The sequence below is a fragment of the Nostoc sp. MS1 genome, assembly GCF_019976755.1.
In the GTDB taxonomy this organism is placed as follows: Bacteria; Cyanobacteriota; Cyanobacteriia; order Cyanobacteriales; family Nostocaceae; genus Trichormus.
Map to the genome: position 1 here is coordinate 2,235,881 of NZ_AP023441.1, position 19,861 is coordinate 2,255,741.

Sequence of the window (19,861 nt, forward strand, 5' to 3'; positions counted from 1 at the left end):
GCCTTATGTCAATTATTGCGCTGAGAGCATGGTATCTTCAGGATTATGAGCCGATTTCTGAACTCGAAAAACGTCCGCCAGATATTCGCCTTAGTAAAAAAAGCTTACTGAGAGCAGCATTGCGTGCGGACTTTTTAGAAGACAGTGATGAAGTGAAACGTTCAATTTGGTTTGGGCGTTATCTAGAGGGAGAGAACGTGGAATTTTACATTGAAGGTAGTGGTGGTTATTGTGTAGCTAACATCGACCTAATCAGTCATGAAATTTACTTCACCAAGCAAACAGTTTTAGCTCAGTTAGATCCGACAATTTTCTTATCCTATCAAACCGAGTATGCCGAAGCTACTGAAGTTCTCAGGGAAGGACTGCAAAAAAGCTTAGAAACATTGAACTTGCGATCGCGCCTTCCACTGACACTAGTAGAATCATCCCGTCCTAAAGACGCACCCCAACGTCTAAATCGTACTATCCTCAGAAAACTACGCAAAAGCTTGTTGTTTATTGCGGATACTACACCCATCGCTAGTGTTGATGCTAAGGACGCACAACAATTAATTCCTAGTCCCAATGTATGTATAGAAATTGGCTACGCCATTCAAAGCAAGCGAACAGAACAAATCCTATTAGTACATCAACAACGGCCAGAGTATGACGGAAGATTCCCTTTCGACTTACCCACACAACAAATATTGCCCTTTCGAGACAGCAAAGAACTAAATAAAATTCTCACAGGAGCAATCAAAACCCAACTAACAAGATTTAAATTGTTTTCTTAAAAAAAGCAGGTGACAGTTGACAGGTTAAAAACCCTACCAAATAACACCAATTCTCAAAATTCGTCAGCAGATACAAATCATAAAATTCAGCCCAAGTCTGGATTTCTCAATTGTGAATTTTGAATTTTGAATTGTTACTACTGCATCCTGTCTATAGTACGGTACTGAATAGCCTCTGCCACATGATTAGGTTTTAACTCATCTTCCCCTGCTAAATCTGCAATAGTCCGAGCTACCTTCAGAATGCGATCGCTTGCTCTTGCAGATAAGCCCAACTTTCTAATTGCCGTTTCTAACAAGTTGCGCCCACTATCATCCAGGTTGCACCATTTCTGCATATGCCGACTTTGCATTTGGGCATTACAACGCAGATTTGATTCTTCTTGAAAACGGTTAATAGCGCGATCGCGTGCTTGTTGTACCCTCTCACGCACGGCCGCAGAAGTTTCTCCTGTCGGCTGTTGGGTTATTTCTTCTGGTTTCAGGCGATTAACTGCAACTTGCAAATCAATCCGATCCATCAACGGCCCGGAAAGCTTTCCCCAATACTGTTCTCGTTGTCTTGGCGAACATGTACACTGCTGGATGGTATCACCGTAGTAACCACAAGGACAGGGGTTAGTACTTGCTACTAAGGTAAACTGTGCAGGGAACATTACAGATTGTCTGGTGCGGGAAATAGTCACATAGCCATCTTCCAAAGGCTGGCGCAAAAATTCTAAAACATCACGTTTAAATTCTGTTAATTCATCGAGGAAAAGTACCCCTCGGTGTGATAAGGAAATTTCCCCAGGACGAGGAAAACTACCACCACCCACAAGAGAAGGCCCGGATGCTGAATGGTGAGGACTGCGAAAAGGGCGATCGCGCACTAAGCAACCACGGTTTTTTAATAAACCAGCCACTGAGTGAATCCGAGTTACTTCCAAAGCTTCAGTAAAACTCAGAGGTGGTAAGATACTAGGCAAACGTCGTGCCAGCATCGTTTTCCCACTTCCTGGAGGCCCGACAAAAATCAAATTATGTCCGCCTGCCGCAGCAATTTCTAAAGCGCGACGAGCATGAGCTTGTCCTTTTACGTCCTTTAAATCGGCGATCGCGTAAGATACTGATGTGATATCTTTTGATTCATCCAACTCTAAAGGTTTGTGCCGACCAGGATTATTTAATAAATCTACCACCTCCGACACATTCTTACAACCATACACAGCCAAACCCTGCACCACTGAAGCCTCTTGAGCATTATCCACAGGCACAACCAAACCAGCAATGCCCATTTTTTTGGCAGTAGCAGCAATAGGTAAAACCCCAGCAATAGGGCGTAAACTACCATCCAGAGAAACTTCACCCAAAAACAGATAATCACCCAACAAATCCGCCTTAACTTGCTCAGAAGCCGCTAAAATTCCCACACTAATAGGTAAATCGAAACAGGGGCCTTCCTTGCGTAAATCCGCCGGAGTCAGGTTAATCACAATTTTTCTCATCGGAAAAGCAAAACCTGCATTTTTGAGCGTTGCTTTCACCCTCTCTTTCGACTCCTGAACTGCTGAATCTGGTAGTCCCAAAACCACAATTCCCGGCAAACCCCCTGAAATATCGACTTCTACGCCCACTTTAACGGCATCGATGCCGACAATTGATGCACTCCAGACTCTAGCAAGCATTGGCTAAATATTTCTTATATAAACAGTAACCCTTTAGAATCTCTAGCAGATGAGTTGTAATAACCGCATGAGTGAAACCACAGAGACAATTTTCAGCAAAATCATTCGTCGAGAAATTCCCGCTAACATCGTTTATGAAGATGATTTAGCTTTAGCCTTCAAAGATGTTAATCCTCAAGCCCCAGTACACATTCTTGTAATTCCCAAGAAACCCATAGCCAAACTGTCTGATACTGAATCTGGGGATCATGCCCTTTTGGGACATCTTTTGCTAACTGTCAAGCGCGTTGCCGAACAAGCAGGACTCGAAAATGGCTATCGAGTTGTCATCAATAACGGTAATGATGGAGGACAAACAGTCTATCATCTACACATACATATTCTAGGTGGGCGGCCAATGGCATGGCCACCTGGTTGATATAACCAAATTGATCGCGTCACTAGACGCGATTAATAAGTAAAAATAATAACTTTTATAAAAATTACTTAATTAAAGTAGATTTACAAAACTCACACTTAACTCTAATGTAATAAGATGGGTAAGCATAGGTACTTACCTTAATACTAAAAATCCAAAGCAATCATAAAAAGATGACCACAGCCTTACAACAGCGCAGTAGCGCCAACGTATGGGAACGGTTCTGCAACTGGATCACCAGCACCGAAAACCGCATTTATGTAGGTTGGTTTGGTGTATTGATGATTCCTACATTGCTAGCCGCAACCACCTGCTTCATCATAGCCTTTGTCGCCGCACCCCCCGTAGACATTGATGGTATCCGTGAACCCGTAGCAGGTTCCTTGATCTACGGAAACAACATCATCTCAGGTGCAGTTGTACCCTCCTCCAACGCCATTGGTTTACACTTCTACCCAATTTGGGAAGCAGCATCCCTAGATGAGTGGTTGTACAACGGTGGCCCTTACCAATTGGTAGTATTCCACTTCCTCATCGGATGTGCTTGCTACTTAGGTCGTCAGTGGGAATTATCCTACCGCTTAGGTATGCGTCCTTGGATCTGCGTAGCATACTCTGCACCCTTGGCATCAGCAGCAGCAGTATTCTTGATCTACCCCATCGGACAAGGTTCCTTCTCTGACGGTATGCCCTTGGGTATCTCCGGTACATTCAACTTCATGATCGTGTTCCAAGCAGAACACAACATCCTCATGCACCCCTTCCACATGTTAGGTGTGGCTGGTGTATTTGGTGGTTCTTTGTTCAGTGCAATGCACGGAAGCTTGGTAACATCTTCCTTGGTTCGTGAAACAACCGAAACCGAATCCCAAAACTACGGTTACAAATTCGGACAAGAAGAAGAAACCTACAACATCGTAGCGGCACACGGTTACTTCGGACGCTTGATCTTCCAATACGCGAGCTTCAACAACTCCCGTTCCTTGCACTTCTTCCTAGCTGCATGGCCCGTAGTTGGTATCTGGTTCACCGCGTTGGGTGTCAGCACAATGGCGTTCAACCTCAACGGTTTCAACTTCAACCAGTCGATCATCGACTCACAAGGTCGTGTGATCAATACCTGGGCTGACATTATCAACCGCGCTAACTTGGGTATGGAAGTCATGCACGAGCGTAACGCTCACAACTTCCCCTTAGACTTGGCGGCTTCTGAAGTTACTCCTGTTGCTTTAACCGCTCCTGCTATTAACGGTTAATCTTTAAGTTTTAACTTGCATATCTTAGCGCTCTCTCCATTTGGAGGAGCGCTTTTTGTTTGTAGTAAATGGAATCAGATTTGAACGCAGATGAACGCGGATAAACGCAGATGAATAAGATATGTAAGGACTAAAGTCCTTACTAAGAACTGGTTCCTAAAAAGTGACCGATTAAGTATAAGGAACCGCATAAAACTACTAAATTATCTGTTGAATTAAATGCTGTGTCTAAAGCTAATGGCAAATCTGAGGAAGTTTGACAAAGACTTAATTGTGGACAGATATCACTAGCTAACTTGGCTAAATACTCTGTATCTGCTGAATTATTATCTGGTACTGGTACTAGATATAATTGGTCATCTGGTTTTAATAATGCTTGTAATATATCGGCATGGTCTTTAGTCGCTAACATTCCCATAATCCAAGTTACTGATTGACTATTTAATGTATCAATATAATCTCGTAAAACCTGAGCAGAGGCGGGATTATGAGCGCCATCAATTAATAATTTGTGGTGTTTCCAACTAATCCATTGCATTCTACCAGGCCATTTAGTTTTTGCTATACCGTTAACAATTTCTTCTTGAGAAATCTGCCAACCTTTCTGTTGCAAAACTTCTAAAGTTGCTAATGCTAAAGCGGAATTAGTTAGTTGAATCTGTCCCTGTAATGGTAGAGGGTATTTAATAGTTTTTGCTGTAAAAATACTTTGATATTCTGCTAATTTATCAGAAATTTGATGAGCGGGTTGAGGCAGAATTAAAGGACATTGTAATTCTTGAGTGCGCGATCGCACTACTTGTTCTGCATCCAATGGTAGCTTCCCAACCACAGCCGGACAACCACTTTTAAGAATCCCGGCTTTCTCCCCCGCAATATCAGCAACAGTCGGCCCCAATTGTTGCCAATGTTCACGACTAATCGAAGTTATCACCGTTACCAGAGGATCACAAATTACATTAGTAGCATCCAACCGTCCACCCAATCCTACTTCTATCACTGCCACATCGACTTGTTGCTGGGCGAAATATAACCAAGCTGCTGCTGTAATCACCTCAAATTGAGTGGGATACTCATCATCAAGGCTAATAGCCGCTTGCACTGTTAACAATAATTTACAAAAATCCTCGTGAGAAATTTGTTCTTCATTGATGCAAATACGTTCCGTCCAATCGACTAGATGAGGAGAAGTATACCGCCCTGTACGATAACCAGCCTCCGTTAATACCGAAGATAGATAAGCACAAACAGAACCTTTACCATTTGTACCAGCAACATGAATTACAGGCACTCGCTCATGAGGATTGCCAAGATTAGCTAACAATTTAACAATGCGCGAAAGTCCAAGATTAACGCCAAAATGGTGGAAGGGGAAAAGTAGGGTATCGATGTTCACAGAGTGGAGAGTGGGGGAGATGGGGCTGACAGGTGTAGGTTTTTTACAAGAGTGTGAGCATTCATTCACGCTTGACAGAAAATAAAAGCAGACTGACAAAGTGAAACAGAGGCTCAAATGCTGAAAAATGAGTACCTCAAACAATGGACAAATATAGTGTCACAGAAAATGCCACATCTGACGTTACCACAAGTGGTAGGGCTGGCAACATGGAGTTTTGGCATAGTGATGACAAGATCAAGTAGCTTGAGCAAAGTGTCAAAATTCATAGCTCAAGTCAACTCAGAAAAGGCAAATACAGTACGTCAAAGATTAAAAGAATGGTATGAGGAAGCCTCTGCCAAAAAAGGGCTTCATCGTCGGACTCTAGATGTAAGTAGTTGTTTTGCGCCATTGCTGTTATGGGTGATCAGTTTGCTACCTACCAATATCAAGCGTATTGCGCTAGCACTAGACGCAACCAGTATCGGCAATAAGTTTGTAGTCTTATCAGTAAACATACTCTTGGCGGGTTGTGGAATCCCGATAGCATGGTGTGTGGTCAAAGCACATGAGCCAGGAAGTTGGAAAGGGCATTGGCACAATCTGCTCACAGCAATCAAAGATGCCATCCCAACTGAGTTTGATGTCATAGTCACTGCTGACAGAGGACTGTATGCTTGTTGGTTGTATGAATTGATTGTGGCTGCTGGCTGGCATCCGTTTTTACGTATTAACCATCAAGGAACTTATCGCCTGCCATCTGGGAATACATGGCATCCACTAAAAGATGTGGTTTGTACCCCTGGAACATCTTGGTCAGGTCGAATTATTTGCTTTGTCACCAATCCCGTTGAATGTACATTGCTTGCCCGTTGGGATCTTGGTTACAAAGACCCTTGGTTGATTTTGACTGACCTTGAACCCACGAGCGCCTCTGCACTCTGGTACGGTTTACGTCCTTCTACAGAATGTGTTTATCGGGATGTCAAAGGAGATGGTTGGGATTGGCATCATACTCGTTTGCTCTCACCACAACGTGCTGAACGTTTGTGGTTAGCCATCGCTGTTGCCACTCTTTGGATGGTGATGCTGGGGGGCGAAGCGGAAAATCAATCTTCTCCCCCAACTCTCGAACAACTTCCACCTCGACATGTTGTCTTTTCTCAGCCTTTCCACCTTCATCCTCAGCGTCAGATTTCTTGTTTTTTGTTAGGCCTGTTGACCCTGATTGCTGATTTACTCAACCATCTTCCTATTCATCTTCCCAGTTGGAGTGCTTTTCCTCATACTCCTGTTGACGATTTCTTTTGCTTCAATTCCTCCTAATTGTAAAAAACCTACACCTGTCAGGGGAGATGGGGGAGATGGGGAAGATGAGGAGACAAGGGGCTATATCCCTATTCCCTAGCCTCCAGATTAAAACCGACTGCCTCGGTTAAGAGAACAGTCGGTTAAAAGTTAAAATTTTTAACTGAAATTTAAGCTTCTCTGTTTAAGAAGTTTTGCACTTGTCTTAAAGCAGCAGCACCGATGTTAAAAGCAGCCCAGCCAGCAGCAACTGCAATAGGTGCTAAAACGATCGCCACACGAAAATCAATATCCATATCTAGAACCCCTCTATCATGTAGAAATTAAATTTTTGTCAACTGCTCTCATTTTTATTTTTAGCTGAAGTGGACAATTTTTCTACATAGATTTGTAAAGAAAGATTAAATTTGTCAGTTGTCATTTGTCCATAGTCATTAGTTTTTCTCCTTTGTCTGCCTCATCTCGCGGTTGGTGAGCGCAGTCTTACCACATCTCCTACTCCTTACTTATGTACTCATTTCTACCGTCATTGCCTTTTGTCCCTCCTTGGCTAGTGTGGCTGCATGTTTTATTTGACAGCTTAATTGCCTTAGCGTATTATTCAATTGCTTTAACGTTGCTCTATTTTGCTAAGAAGCGGCAAGAATTTCCTTTTAAAATCATCTTTGTACTAGTTAGTGCTTTTATGGTGGCTTGTGGCACAGGCTACATGATAGATGTGTTGGCGCTTTGGCATCTTAGCTATTGGTTATCTGGGTTTATTAAAGCGATTACAGCAATTATTTCTCTGTACACAGCATTTGTATGCGTGAAGTTAGTGCCGAAAGCTTGGGAATTGCTGAGTTCAGTACATTCACAAGCCACAAATCAGAAACTGCAAGAGGCAATTGTTAATAGTGCTAATTACACAATTATTTCCACTACCACAGATGGGATAATTCTCACGTTTAATGCTACGGCGCAAAGGTGGCTAGGGTACACGGCTGAGGAAGTGATTGGTAAAACAACACCGGAGATTATCCACGACAAGAATGAAGTGGTGAAAGTAGCGCAAGAACTATCTCAAGAATTAGGTGTGACGATTGAACCAGGATTTGAGGTATTTGTCACTAAAGCGCGACAAGGACAAGTAGAGGAGCGGGAATGGTCTTATATTCGTAAAGATGGTTCCCGTTTCCCTGTGTTACTGTCTGCTACCCCGTTATACGACGCAGAAAATCATATAACAGGGTTTCTGGGTATTGGTAGTGATATCACCGCACGCAAAGCTACGGAAGCGGCGTTACGGGAAAGCGAAGACCGTTATGCGACCTTGGCGCAAACTGCACCAGTGGGAATCTTTCGTAATGATGCCTCTGGTCGTTGCATTTTTGTCAATGAAAGAGCGTGCAATTTAATCGGCTCACCACCAGAAGATGTACTTGGTGAAGGCTGGGTAAAGTCTTTACATCCAGACGATCGCCAGCGTATCGTGACTGAATGCAATCAAGCAGTAAAACAAAATACCCCCTTTCAAGCAGAGTATCGTTTTCTCCATGCTAATAATTCCACTATCTGGGTAATCTCACAAGCAATTCCTGAAAGGGGAACTAATGGAGAGGTGATAGGCTACATCGGTACAATGACTGATATTAGCGATCGCAAACGCACAGAAGAAGAACTCCTTCACCTGAGCCAAGCCTTGGAAAGTGCTGTTGAAGGTATTTCCCAGTTAGATACACAGGGACGTTACTTGAAGGTAAATCCCGCCTATGCCAAAATAACTGGTTACGAGCCAGAAGAAATGGTTGGTATGAACTGGGAAGTAACTGTCCACCCAGACGACCAAGAAAAGATGGTGACAGCCTATCAACAAATGCTCAAAAACGGCAAGGTGGAAATCGAAGCCAGAGCCATGCGTAAAGATGGGACGGCTTTTGATAAACAAGTGGTAATGGTGAAAGCCTATAACCAACAGCAGGAGTGTATTGGACATTACTGCTTTATGAAAGATATCAGCGATCGCCGGGAGGTGGAACGCCTCAAAGACGAATTTGTTTCCGTTGTCAGTCACGAACTACGTACCCCCTTAACATCCATTTCCGGTGCTTTAGACCTACTGGCCAGTGGTGTCCTACCAGCAGGCTCAGAAGACGCTCAACGCATGTTAAATATTGCTGCTAATAATACTGATAGGTTAGTGCGTCTCATCAATGACATTTTAGATATTGAACGCATTGAGTCAGGAAAAATCCAAATCACGCCCCAAGCCTGCAACGCTGCCGATTTAATGACTCAATCGGTAGAAGTGATTGAAGAAATGGCAGAGTTGGCAGGTGTTAAAATTTCCATGTCGCCTGTATCTGCAAACCTCTGGGCAGATCCCGACCGCATCATTCAAGTGTTGACCAATCTCCTCAGCAATGCAATTAAATTCTCATCTCCTGGTTCTACAGTTTGGCTGAATGCGGAAATAGAAAGTGGGAAGGACAATATTAGCAACGTTCCACACATCTTATTTAAAGTTAAAGATCAAGGCAGGGGTGTCCCAGCTGATAAACTTGAATCTATCTTTGAGCGTTTTGGACAAGTAGATGCTTCAGATTCCCGCCAAAAAGGGGGTACTGGTTTAGGTTTGGCGATTTGCCGCAGTATTTTACAGCATCATGGAGGGCAAATTTGGGCGGAAAGTTCCTTGGGAGAAGGTAGCACTTTCTTTTTTACCTTACCCACTTTTGCAAAGGAAGAGCGGGAAAGGGATGATTTTTTATATCTTCCTCATACCATCCCTGAGCATTGTACTAGCGCAACTCCGCCTTTAATACTTCTATGTGATGATGATCCTTCGGTACGCGATGTTGTACAAGTCATCCTGGAAAAGCAAGGTTATCGAGTTATGACGGTGGGATCAGGACAAGAAGCAGTAGAACAGGCGACAGTAAACCGACCTGATGCAATTATTCTCAACCTGATGATGCCACAGATGGACGGCTGGGAAACTTTAGCACTTCTCAAACAGCAGCCAGATATAAAGAATGTGCCAGTGATTATTCTGAGTGGTTTAGCCCCTAACAATAGTAAAGAACTTCCCCATGATGTCAGTGATTGGATTATTAAACCTCCAAATGTCAAGTTGCTGTGCCAAGCTTTAGAAAAAGCTACTGCTAAACAACTACCAGCCATTAAGGTATTAGTTGTAGAAGATGACCCAGATTTAGCACAATTACTCATAGCTATGTTCAATCGTCATGGCACTTCTACCTTCCATGCTCAAACAGGACGGGAAGCCATACAACTGAGCCAAAATCTCATTCCTGACTTATTAGTATTAGATTTGGGCTTACCAGAGTGTGACGGTTTTTCTGTGGTTGATTGGTTACGGCAGTATCAGCGTTTATCTCATGTACCTTTAGTAGTGTACACAGCCCGCGATTTAGATGAAAGCGATCGCCAAAGACTAAAACTAGGACAAACCCTATTCCTCACCAAAGGACGCATTAACCCCCAAGAATTTGAACAGCGAGTCATTAACCTACTCAACCGTGTGATTTTTAGGGGAGTAGAGAGTGCTGAGTGCTAAGTGCTGAGTGGGGGAGACAAGGGAGAATAATAACTGTCAACTGTCAACTGTTTTATGACTACCAAACGCATTCTCATCATTGATGATGAATATGATATTCGGGCTGTGGCTGAACTTGCTTTGAAAGCGGTGGGTGCATGGGAAGTATCCACGGCTGCTTCTGGTATTGAGGGAGTAGCAAAAGCATCTGCCGAACAACCGGATGTCATCCTTTTAGATGTGATGATGCCAGATATGGACGGAATCTCCACTTTTCAAGCTTTGCAAGCCAATCCTGTTACTCAGGCAATTCCTGTAATTTTGCTGACGGCAAAGGTACAAGCCGCCGAACAGAGGCGGTTTGCGGAATTGGGAGTGAGAGCCATCATTACTAAACCCTTCAAAGCGATGAAATTACCTGCTCAGGTTGCGGCTGCTATAGATTGGTCAAATTAAAAAAATATCTATCTTTAGACGTATCTCCACAAGTTCTGCATTTTTGGGGTCTAAAGTTAGAAGCAACTAGGAAATCAACAGTTTGAAAGTAGTTTTCTCGATTGGGTAGTGAGTTAATACCTATTACCCATACTTCTTTTTCAAGATAAGAGATTTACCTGAGTTCCTAGTAATCGATAAGTCAATTAATTGTTTTTTATTACATCTATAAACTGAGAAAAATGAAAGACTTAGAATTATTCCACTTCCATCTTGAAAGAGCAGTTTATATTTTAAAGTTCCAAGACAAAAGACTTATAGAAACTTGGATACATCAACTACATCTTAATTTAGATGCTGACTATATAGAATCTTGCTTAACAGCAGCAATTTTAGAATTATCAACTACTAATCCTGAAACATTTCACTGGATTTTTGATAAGTTATCTGATTGGAAGCCTTGTAGTCAGTTACTAGAGTCTATTACTAGATTCGCACTCAAGAAGCTTATCCAAAAAGGGTTTATGCCCGGACATGAATTTAGTTTTACTGCTGATAAGAAAATATTACTCAATGAAAATGCCAAAGCAGTAATTTTGAAAGATACTGCCAAAACAGACAGTCTCTTACTAGAAAAAGTCTTATTAACTCCCCAACAAATGTACGTTCTCACAACATGATGTCTACTATCACAGTTACATTTATCTCTGTACTCAATCTACTACTGCAACCCATCCGCCAGTGGTTGGAATCTTTAGAAATTGCCAGTCCCAAATTAGCGCGTCGAATTTGTACACTTATTCCTGCTAGCTGTCCATTTGAACGAGAAATTAAAGTAGGCGATCGCACTCTCATTCACATCCCACCCCTATGTAAACTCAATCCTCTTTACGAACAGTTAGTCGAAATCCGATTTAAAGCCTTAATGTATTTAGCAGACGAATGTGGAGAAGATGTCACGCAGTTTTGCTAACTCAACAAAAAAGAAGACTATGGATACCTTGTAAGGGCGTACATCTGTACGCCTTTACTATTAAGGGTTAACCGTCAATAAGTTCTCTAATTGGAGAACTCCGCTCTCAACTGACTTACTACCCGATCTAACCCCACGGAATGGGCAGCTTTGAATAATAAACGATCGCCCCTCTGCACAAATGTTTTCAATCGAGCGACTAAATCAGCATGAGTGGCAAAGCATTCTGAGGGAACACCATCGGCACTTTTAGCGATCGCTTCCGCATCTTCACCATCAACTAACACTAATAAGCCGTCTAGCTTGAGGTTACGTACAGTCTCACCTACTCTTTGGTGTAACTGCGCTGAACGCTCGCCTAATTCTTTCATCGCCCCTAACACCGCAATCTTCCGCTTTCCTGGTGTATCGGCTAATAACTGCAATGCTGCTAACATCGCTTCTGGTGCAGCATTATAAGTCTCATCTAAGATTATCACATCATTGGGCAAACTAAAACGTTGCGATCGCCCTGTTGGCATATTTACTGTTACACCAGCTTGCAAGCTCGACCATTCAATCCCCAAAACCTTTGCCACTGCTAAGGCTGCTAGGTAATTAGTAGCGTTGTGACGACCAGGTAAAGGTAAAGGTAGCTGCAATCCTGCTACTTCTAAGGTGGCATTATCAACAAGGGAGCCGTGAATATTTCCACCAGACAAGCCATAGGTTAATACTTCCCCTGACCAAACCTTTGCCGCCGTAGCCATGAGTAAAGGGTTATCGTGGTTAAGAATAGCGACGCTATCCTTGGGCATTTCGGATAATAACTCACATTTTGCCTCAGCAATCGCCGCTTCTGAACCCAGTAACTCAATATGTGCTGTGCCAACGTTGGTAATCACCCCAACAGTGGGACGGGCGATTTGTGTAAGTTCGGCAATTTGTCCTCTACCCCGCATTGCCATTTCGATAACAGCGTAGTCGTGCGCCTCAGTCAGTTCAAGAAGGGTTTTCGGTACACCAATCTCGTTATTGTAGTTACCGTAAGTTTTGTGGACTTTACCTTTTGTTGCCAACACTGCGGCAATCAGTTCTTTCGTAGTGGTTTTACCTACCGAACCCGTTACCCCAATCACGGGTATATCGAAGCGATCGCGCCACCATCTACCCAGTTGTTGATAAGCTTCTAGGGAGTTCTTAACCTGGAAGACAGGTAGCCCCGGATTTTCATAGTCATAATCAACGATAGCGGCGATCGCACCATTAGCGATCGCACTAGGGACAAACTCATGTCCATCAAATTTTTCTCCCCGGAAAGCCAGAAAAACTTCCCCAGGTTTTAAAATCCGGGTATCAGTTTGGATACCACTACTGACCTGTGTCAATGCAGTTTCAGATAAATTTACAGGATTGGCTAAAAGAGCTTCAATTAGTTGATTTAAAGTAACAGACCAAGACATATAGAATTGAAAATAGTTTAGTTAGTTTACTCTTGCTGAGAACTGATTGCCACAAATAAACGTGCCAAAAAAGCTAATCTTCTTTGGCACACTCAGTATATAAGCTATTTGGTAATTATGACTGGCTCATCACCAAAAATAATTTTTAATCAGCTTGAATTTGGTTTTTGAGTAACATTGCTTGTAAAATTTTTGTTGCTATCTCAGGGTAAATACCCAGAGCTTGATATAAATCATTTAAAAAGTTTATTTCTTCTTCGTTAATATGGCTTTCACTTAAAACCAAATCACTGGACACAGCAAAAGCTGCTTCCCGTAAATCTGATGATAGAAATTCTTTAGCCAAATTAAATAGGGCGTTAAAACCGTCTCGCCGGAGAATTATAAATATCTTGTTACATATCTGGGCTATCGCATCTGTAGAGTAATTCCTCAAGGGTTTTGAACGAGACAATTCACCCAAGATAGAACGCTCTTGTGCATCAGATAAATAACCATCTGAGGCTGTTGCCAGTAAAACTATAGCAACAAAAGCTTCGGCGGAACTAAGTGACTCTGGGGCTTGGTTTTCTCTGCCCAGGAATGTGTCCAATAAATTCATAATAGTCGCTCCTGGTAGGGGTCTCAATAGCGGTACAGTTACCTGTCTGTTGTTGACTTACAGATGAGTCTGAATAGCTGTGAGACTGATATATTTAGTGTTCCCAGGATTTTTCAGTAGTGAACACTAGCACTCAATGGTTTGCGACTACAACTATGGATTTAATTGTGATTTATCGATGTCCAGTCTTCTCAATTGTTTCTATAACTGCCAAACCTATACCAGAACCTGCAATTAACAGTACTGCGGATACCAGAAAAGCATTGGTCAGAATGCGGAGGGCTTCATCAAAAAAAATGTAGGTGGTCATTTCTTCACCTTGAGAACTCTGTGCTGCTAGTACTATTTATTTCTCCACCTGCGGAGTCAGGGATTCCGTCGAGAAACTGCTAGCACTTGCATCTTAACAAAACTTTAGCTGTTTCAGTTTATGAAACAAATTATTTCTTTCTCAAGATTTGATGAAGTTTGCCACATTTTAGTTACAAATGATACTGAAAAAGTTTTTATGAGAATAAATCGATCTTTATATGACAGTTAATCTAGTCAAGTAAATGTAAAATACAATACTAATATGCTTAAAATCTGGCAATATTAGTAAACAGAAATAAATTCATCAAATTTGGTTTAAAGTGTTTATTTGGCTGGAATTTCTAGAATAGATTTTGAGGAAAATTACTGAAAAAAAATCAGTAAGGTAAATTTGGTTTTACATCCAAGTGATTATGAGAAAGAATTAAGAATTTATTTACAAAAATTATAAGTTTTCATCCTAAAGACAGAGGATTTTGTCTACGGTGAACATTATTCATTTGGGTTATTGTCAACTGTGGGGTAGTTTATCAAAGATTGGCTCGATGTTAATTGTAAAGATTTGTAAAAAATGCCGGAAAATATGTTATTCAACCAGAGAAGTATCAGCTTTCCGTAATCGTTGGTAAAGATATGTAAAACAGCCTGTAAAGGACTTATTGAACTAGCTGCAACACAACTGACATGAGCATTGATATTCCAAAAATCACAACGGGAGTTGTAGCTGACTCACTCCCCGCTTTGACTTCATCTATCTTAATTACGGGTGGTGCAGGTTTTATTGGCTCAAATTTCGTCCATCATTGGTATGAGAATCACCCAAGCGAGCGCATGATTGTTTTAGATGCTCTTACCTATGCTGGCAATCGTCAAAACTTAGCCGATATACAAGGCAAAGCCAATTTAAGATTTGTCAAAGGGGATATTTGCGATCGCGCTTTGGTTGATAAGCTACTGGCAGAAGAGAGTATTAGTGCGATCGTTCATTTTGCGGCAGAATCTCATGTTGACCGCTCAATTGTTGCACCTGATGCCTTTATTCAGACAAATGTTGTTGGCACGTTTACTTTACTAGAAGCATTTCGCCATCATTGGGACAAACAAGGCAACCCAAACAACTATCGTTTCCTACACATCTCCACAGATGAAGTTTACGGTAGCCTTGACCCAGAAGACCCACCTTTCACAGAAACCACCCCTTACGCCCCCAACAGCCCCTATTCCGCATCAAAAGCTGGTAGTGATCATCTAGTACGGTCTTATCATCACACTTACGGTTTACCAACCTTAATTACAAATTGCTCAAATAACTACGGCCCTTATCATTTCCCCGAAAAATTAATTCCCTTAATATGTATCAACATCCTCTTAGGTAAGCCCTTACCTGTGTATGGAGATGGTTTGAATATTCGTGATTGGCTGCACGTTTGGGATCATTGCTGTGCATTGGATATTGTGATTCATCAAGGTAAACCAGGACAAACTTACAATATCGGTGGTAACAACGAAATCAAAAATATTGATCTCGTACAGATGATATGTAAGTTAATGGACGAATTAGCGCCCAATTTACCAGTTTCTCCTGCCAGTAAACTCATTACTTTTGTCAAAGACCGCCCCGGACATGATCGCCGTTATGCGATTAATGCGACAAAAATAAAAACAGAATTAGGCTGGGAACCTCAACAGACAATCTCCACTGGATTACGCCAAACTGTCGAGTGGTATGTAACTCATCGTTATTGGTGGGAATCAATTTTAGAGAAGTTAAAAGCTGATTAGAGGTGCTGTTAAATTAAATATTAAGTAGTAGCGTGGCAAGCCTAAAGTTGTGCATTAGTAAAAAATATAAACCTTAATCATCTGCGTTTATCTGCGTTCAATTTTTTCTAACTTTAATCCAACATTTTAGTCTAATTATCATACTTTTTACTCCTCAGACTTACCAAATTTATTGCAATTATCTAAAAATAATTCATTTAATATCAATTAATAAATCATTGATATAGTAAAAAATTAAATTTAAGATACTTTGTAACAGTTCCTTAAAACTCTGTCATTTCCTAATACACTTGGCAAATTTTATTCATCTCTACCGAACAAAAAAGGACAATTATGTTTGGTTCACGTAGCGGCTGGCTTGTTCCTGTAACGTTAACTTTATTCGGTTTAGGGACAAATTTACAATCTGCAAAAGCAGAGAATACTAATAACTATCAATTCAGTGTTGACTACTATACATCAGTTAAGTTAAATTTCGACTATAGACCAGACCTAAACATTGTCAGAGCAAATATTACAGGTGATAGTACCACACCTGCTCCTTATGGTTTAGATTTTTTTACTAGCAATACTTACGGTCAACTTCAGCCTAGCGATCCCCCAATCATCAAGTATAAATTTAACTCAGATCCTAGCGTATTTGGTTTACTAAATGAACCAAAACTTTTTGATGTTTACTATGGTAATGGAGAAAATAAATTATTTGGTAGAGCTAGTGATAGCGCTGAAATTAATCCTTCAGAAGGTACTATTAGAGGTGGTGGTACTATAACTATTTATGATGGAGAAGGTATATTTAAAAACGCTACAGGTACAATAAATTTTACCCAGGAAGATCCGTTTGATCCAACAGGGTCTAGCAGGGGATTGGCTAAACTTAATTTCAACTTGCAGACTCCACGGGAAGTTCCTGAACCAACAACAGCTACAACTTTAATTGGTATTGGTGTTGTTGCAGCAAGTTTGAGAATCAGAAAACATTACACTCAAAAGTTAAAAGTCCCTACAATTTGAAGATTTGTGTTTCAACTCATATCCCGCCTAGAAGTTAAATTTCCAGGTGGGATAATCAATGGACAGTTAACAATTGACAATTGACAATTATTTATTACTCAATAGAAATGATTATTAATTGTGATTGTGGCTAATTATTTTGTTCATCCAAATTTACTTCGGTGGTAACTCTAAAGGCAGGGTTCCTAATAAACCTTTGCGATAATCTGTTAACAATTGCCTAGCAGTTCTTTCTACATCACCCTTGAAACGATGTTCTGCTAAGGCGTGTAAATAACCTACTCCTGTGTGGGGTATAGGGTCAAGTTCATAACGTGAGTATAGAGGCGATTTTGGTAGTAACTCACCAGCTTGTTCTTCAAGAGAAGTGAGTAAATCTACCATTGCTGCTGCTACTAGCTGGTTGTCGTAAGCTGCTTGACCAATATCATCACAAATGGCTAGTTTGACGGCTGCTTCTTGATTGCCTAACCTACCAGGAATTACACCGGGAGCATCTAATAGTTCCAACTGGTCAGAAATTCTTACCCAACGTAGCTGACGTGTCACCCCAGGACGGGCAGCACTTTCTACGACTCGCTTATTTAACAAGCGATTAATCAAAGCTGATTTGCCAACGTTAGGAAAGCCAATCACCACAGCACGCACCGGACGAGGTAACATTCCCCGATCGCGTCTTCTTTGATTTAATTCTACACCAGCAGCTTGCGCAGCTTTTGCCACCGCCACTACACCTTGACCATGTTGTGCATTGGTAAAGAGGGGTGTTTCGTCACGGTTTTGAAAATAATTTACCCACTGCGATCGCACTGGTGCAGGTATCATATCCAAGCGATTGATTACCAAAATTCGCGTCTTACTTCCCACCCACTCATCTATTTGTGGATGATGAGTAGCCAAAGGAATCCGTGCGTCCCTAACCTCAAATACCACATCTACCCGCGATAGCTGTTCCTTGAGATTCTTTTCCGCCTTGGCAATATGCCCCGGATACCATTGAATTAAGTTTAATTTGTAGTTATCAGTTAAGCCCATAGTTGTTAGTTGACAGTTGACAGTTGACAGTTAACAGTTGTTACTCTTCTCCTGGCTCCTGCTTCTTGCCTTCGTAATTATTATCTGTACTAGCTTGATGTAAAATCAGACGGTTGCCGTCTGGGTCGTAGGCATAAATTTCTCTACCGTGGGAGGCGATCGCAATTTCTCCTGGTGGGGGATAACCTAAATTCGTAATATGTGCGATCGCACTTTCTAAGTTACTTACCTCTAAACATAAACTTACCTTACTTTTAGCCGCATTTTGAAATTCATATTCGTGAGTTTGTTTAGGTTTAAAAATTCCTAACCGCATCCCAGCAAGATTAAACTCAGCATACACATTCGGGATATTATTTATTGGCTGTTGTCCTAAAATGTTAGTATAAAAATTTACCAATTTATCAATATTGACTGTTGCCAGAGTTATCAATGCGGTTGTGTAGTTAATAGTCATTAGTCATTAGTCATTAGTCCACAGTCAATAGTTATTCTCCCACCCTGCGGGAAGCAAGCTACATCTCCCTCATCTTCCCCCACTCCCCACTCCCTTCCTAAAGCAAAAGGAGTATCTAGCGTGCTAAACACTCCTTCTTGTTGTTACTCAAATAATTGACTTATTCCTAATTTTGTGATAAAGCCATTGGTTGTGGCCAGCGTCCTACTGCTTTGCCGATGACGGCTAACTCTTGCATTAGGTTGTCGAAACGCTCTGGTGTCAGGGATTGTGGCCCGTCGGATAGGGCTTTTTTAGGATTGGGGTGTACTTCTATCATCAGGGAATCGCTACCAGCTGCGATCGCTGCCATAGCCATTGATGGCACAAACTCGGCCCAACCTGTACCATGACTGGGATCAATCATAATGGGTAGGTGAGTTAATTTCCGTAATACTGGTACGACAGATAAATCTAGAGTATTACGTGTATATTGACGGTCAAAAGTCCGAATACCCCGTTCGCATAAAATTACGTTGGGGTTGCCAGCAGCTAGAATATACTCGGCTGCCATTAACCAATCTTCGATAGTTGCAGCCATACCCCGCTTTAAAAGCACTGGTTTGGGTTGCGCTCCTACTTTTTTCAGCAGAGAGAAATTCTGCATATTTCTTGCGCCTACCTGGATGACATCAGCGACTTCTGTGATAATGTCCAGTTCCGCCGCGTCCATTACTTCGGTAATAATGCCCAAGCCGCTAGCTTCTCGTGCCTTTGTCAACAATTCCAATGCACTTTCGCCGTGTCCTTGAAAGGCGTAAGGGGAAGTACGAGGCTTATATGCACCACCGCGCAAAAACTTGGCTCCCGATGCCTTGACGCGCTGCGCCGTTTCAATGATCATTTCCTCATTTTCGACGGAACAGGGGCCAGCAACCACTACTAGAGGATGATGTTCACCAAAGATAACTGGGCCATCTGGTGTATTGACAATTACTTCCGAAGCTTCACCGTGACGATATTGGCGACTAGCTCGTTTATAAGGGAGTTCTACCCGTAATACTTGCTCAATCCAAGGGCTAACTTCTTGGATTTGTAGGGGATCTAAATCGGCGGTTTCTCCTACTAAACCAATTACTACTTTGTGTTTACCGATAATTTTTTCTGGTGTCAGTCCCCAATTAGTTAGTTCTTCACTAATACGGTTGATTTCCACTTCCGGGGAACCAACTTTCATCACTACTATCATATAAAAATCCTTAATTAATAATGATTAGTTTTCAGCCCATCGACTTTAAAGATTGCTGAGTAGGGAGTGCTGAGTCGGGAGTAACCAATTCTTCAATTTTGAATTGATTTGCCTCTTACATGTTAATTGCTGACCTTACCAATGATTTATAATAAGTATTTATAGTATAAAAAACAGAAGCGCTCAGTGCCTTTGTTACTACCTATTGGGTTAAGTGCTTGATAGTCATCACTTAGTAATG

Annotated in this window: 19 protein-coding genes; 10 read left to right on the forward strand and 9 right to left on the reverse strand. The window is 41.7% G+C overall.

All coding sequences use genetic code 11. The annotated features are described in order from the left end of the window. The first annotated feature begins 5 nt into the window (after window positions 1-5). Window positions 6-776 carry a hypothetical protein gene (locus tag NSMS1_RS09735; protein WP_224092801.1) on the forward strand — a complete coding sequence of 257 codons (771 nt, stop codon included), beginning with the start codon at window positions 6-8 and terminating at the stop codon, window positions 774-776. Window positions 777-913: 137 nt separating this feature from the next. Here the strand turns inward: NSMS1_RS09735 and NSMS1_RS09740 are convergent, their stop codons facing one another. After that, window positions 914-2,443, reverse strand: coding sequence for a YifB family Mg chelatase-like AAA ATPase (locus NSMS1_RS09740; protein WP_224092803.1), 1,530 nt, complete (start codon window positions 2,441-2,443; stop codon window positions 914-916). 67 nt (window positions 2,444-2,510) lie between these two features. Here NSMS1_RS09740 and NSMS1_RS09745 point away from each other — a divergent pair, with 67 nt between their 5' ends. Beyond that, window positions 2,511-2,861, forward strand: a complete 351-nt coding sequence (locus NSMS1_RS09745) for a histidine triad nucleotide-binding protein (protein ID WP_224095184.1) — start codon at window positions 2,511-2,513, stop codon at window positions 2,859-2,861. Window positions 2,862-3,034: 173 nt separating this feature from the next. Continuing rightward, window positions 3,035-4,117 carry a photosystem II q(b) protein gene (psbA, locus tag NSMS1_RS09750; protein WP_224092805.1) on the forward strand — a complete coding sequence of 361 codons (1,083 nt, stop codon included), beginning with the start codon at window positions 3,035-3,037 and terminating at the stop codon, window positions 4,115-4,117. 142 nt (window positions 4,118-4,259) lie between these two features. Here psbA and NSMS1_RS09755 read toward each other — a convergent pair whose 3' ends face one another. Next, on the reverse strand, window positions 4,260-5,513 hold the full coding sequence (locus NSMS1_RS09755) for a bifunctional folylpolyglutamate synthase/dihydrofolate synthase (protein WP_224092807.1): 1,254 nt from the start codon (window positions 5,511-5,513) through the stop codon (window positions 4,260-4,262). A 117-nt stretch (window positions 5,514-5,630) separates the two neighbouring features. Between NSMS1_RS09755 and NSMS1_RS09760 the strand changes: the two genes are divergently transcribed. Then, window positions 5,631-6,821 (forward strand): transposase, encoded by a 1,191-nt coding sequence (locus tag NSMS1_RS09760; protein WP_224091739.1) that lies wholly within the window; start codon window positions 5,631-5,633, stop codon window positions 6,819-6,821. A 152-nt stretch (window positions 6,822-6,973) separates the two neighbouring features. Here the strand turns inward: NSMS1_RS09760 and NSMS1_RS09765 are convergent, their stop codons facing one another. Next, window positions 6,974-7,099, reverse strand: a complete 126-nt coding sequence (locus NSMS1_RS09765) for a photosystem II protein Y (protein WP_224092809.1) — start codon at window positions 7,097-7,099, stop codon at window positions 6,974-6,976. A 413-nt stretch (window positions 7,100-7,512) separates the two neighbouring features. On the opposite strand from NSMS1_RS09765, the gene NSMS1_RS09770 reads away from it, so the two are divergent. The 4 genes from NSMS1_RS09770 to NSMS1_RS09785 all read left to right on the forward strand — a co-directional run bounded on the left by NSMS1_RS09770 (window position 7,513) and on the right by NSMS1_RS09785 (window position 11,749). Further along, window positions 7,513-10,362, forward strand: a complete 2,850-nt coding sequence (locus tag NSMS1_RS09770) for a PAS domain S-box protein (protein ID WP_224095185.1) — start codon at window positions 7,513-7,515, stop codon at window positions 10,360-10,362. 54 nt (window positions 10,363-10,416) lie between these two features. Next, window positions 10,417-10,797, forward strand: a complete 381-nt coding sequence (locus NSMS1_RS09775) for a response regulator (protein ID WP_224092811.1) — start codon at window positions 10,417-10,419, stop codon at window positions 10,795-10,797. A 221-nt stretch (window positions 10,798-11,018) separates the two neighbouring features. Continuing rightward, window positions 11,019-11,456 (forward strand): hypothetical protein, encoded by a 438-nt coding sequence (locus NSMS1_RS09780; RefSeq protein WP_224092812.1) that lies wholly within the window; start codon window positions 11,019-11,021, stop codon window positions 11,454-11,456. After that, the gene (locus tag NSMS1_RS09785) at window positions 11,453-11,749 is read left to right on the forward strand and encodes a Mo-dependent nitrogenase C-terminal domain-containing protein (protein ID WP_224092813.1); all 297 of its coding nucleotides are present in this window, start codon (window positions 11,453-11,455) and stop codon (window positions 11,747-11,749) included. Before NSMS1_RS09780 ends, NSMS1_RS09785 begins: the two co-directional genes overlap by 4 nt. 86 nt (window positions 11,750-11,835) lie before the next feature. Here the strand turns inward: NSMS1_RS09785 and NSMS1_RS09790 are convergent, their stop codons facing one another. From NSMS1_RS09790 to NSMS1_RS09800, 3 genes are all read right to left on the reverse strand, one after another. Beyond that, window positions 11,836-13,191 (reverse strand): UDP-N-acetylmuramoyl-tripeptide--D-alanyl-D-alanine ligase, encoded by a 1,356-nt coding sequence (locus NSMS1_RS09790; RefSeq protein ID WP_224092814.1) that lies wholly within the window; start codon window positions 13,189-13,191, stop codon window positions 11,836-11,838. Window positions 13,192-13,336: 145 nt separating this feature from the next. Then, window positions 13,337-13,792: a tellurite resistance TerB family protein gene (locus NSMS1_RS09795; RefSeq protein ID WP_224092815.1), complete on the reverse strand. Its 456-nt coding sequence runs from the start codon at window positions 13,790-13,792 to the stop codon at window positions 13,337-13,339. A 172-nt stretch (window positions 13,793-13,964) separates the two neighbouring features. Further along, on the reverse strand, window positions 13,965-14,102 hold the full coding sequence (locus NSMS1_RS09800; RefSeq protein WP_224092816.1) for a hypothetical protein: 138 nt from the start codon (window positions 14,100-14,102) through the stop codon (window positions 13,965-13,967). A 686-nt stretch (window positions 14,103-14,788) separates the two neighbouring features. On the opposite strand from NSMS1_RS09800, the gene rfbB reads away from it, so the two are divergent. Together rfbB and NSMS1_RS09810 are read left to right on the forward strand one after the other, a co-directional pair. Further along, a complete protein-coding gene (gene rfbB, locus NSMS1_RS09805; protein ID WP_411908672.1) occupies window positions 14,789-15,886 on the forward strand; it encodes a dTDP-glucose 4,6-dehydratase in 1,098 nt (365 codons plus the stop codon). Between the two features lie 333 nt (window positions 15,887-16,219). Beyond that, window positions 16,220-16,900: a PEP-CTERM sorting domain-containing protein gene (locus NSMS1_RS09810; RefSeq protein WP_224092817.1), complete on the forward strand. Its 681-nt coding sequence runs from the start codon at window positions 16,220-16,222 to the stop codon at window positions 16,898-16,900. Window positions 16,901-17,053: 153 nt separating this feature from the next. Here NSMS1_RS09810 and ylqF read toward each other — a convergent pair whose 3' ends face one another. The 3 genes from ylqF to aroF form a co-directional block, all read right to left on the reverse strand. Further along, complete coding sequence (gene ylqF, locus NSMS1_RS09815; protein ID WP_224092818.1) at window positions 17,054-17,935, reverse strand: ribosome biogenesis GTPase YlqF; 882 nt, start codon at window positions 17,933-17,935, stop codon at window positions 17,054-17,056. 40 nt (window positions 17,936-17,975) lie between these two features. Beyond that, window positions 17,976-18,392 (reverse strand): VOC family protein, encoded by a 417-nt coding sequence (locus NSMS1_RS09820; protein ID WP_224092820.1) that lies wholly within the window; start codon window positions 18,390-18,392, stop codon window positions 17,976-17,978. 166 nt (window positions 18,393-18,558) lie between these two features. Next, window positions 18,559-19,620: a 3-deoxy-7-phosphoheptulonate synthase gene (gene aroF / locus NSMS1_RS09825; protein ID WP_224092822.1), complete on the reverse strand. Its 1,062-nt coding sequence runs from the start codon at window positions 19,618-19,620 to the stop codon at window positions 18,559-18,561. Window positions 19,621-19,861: the final 241 nt, after the last annotated feature.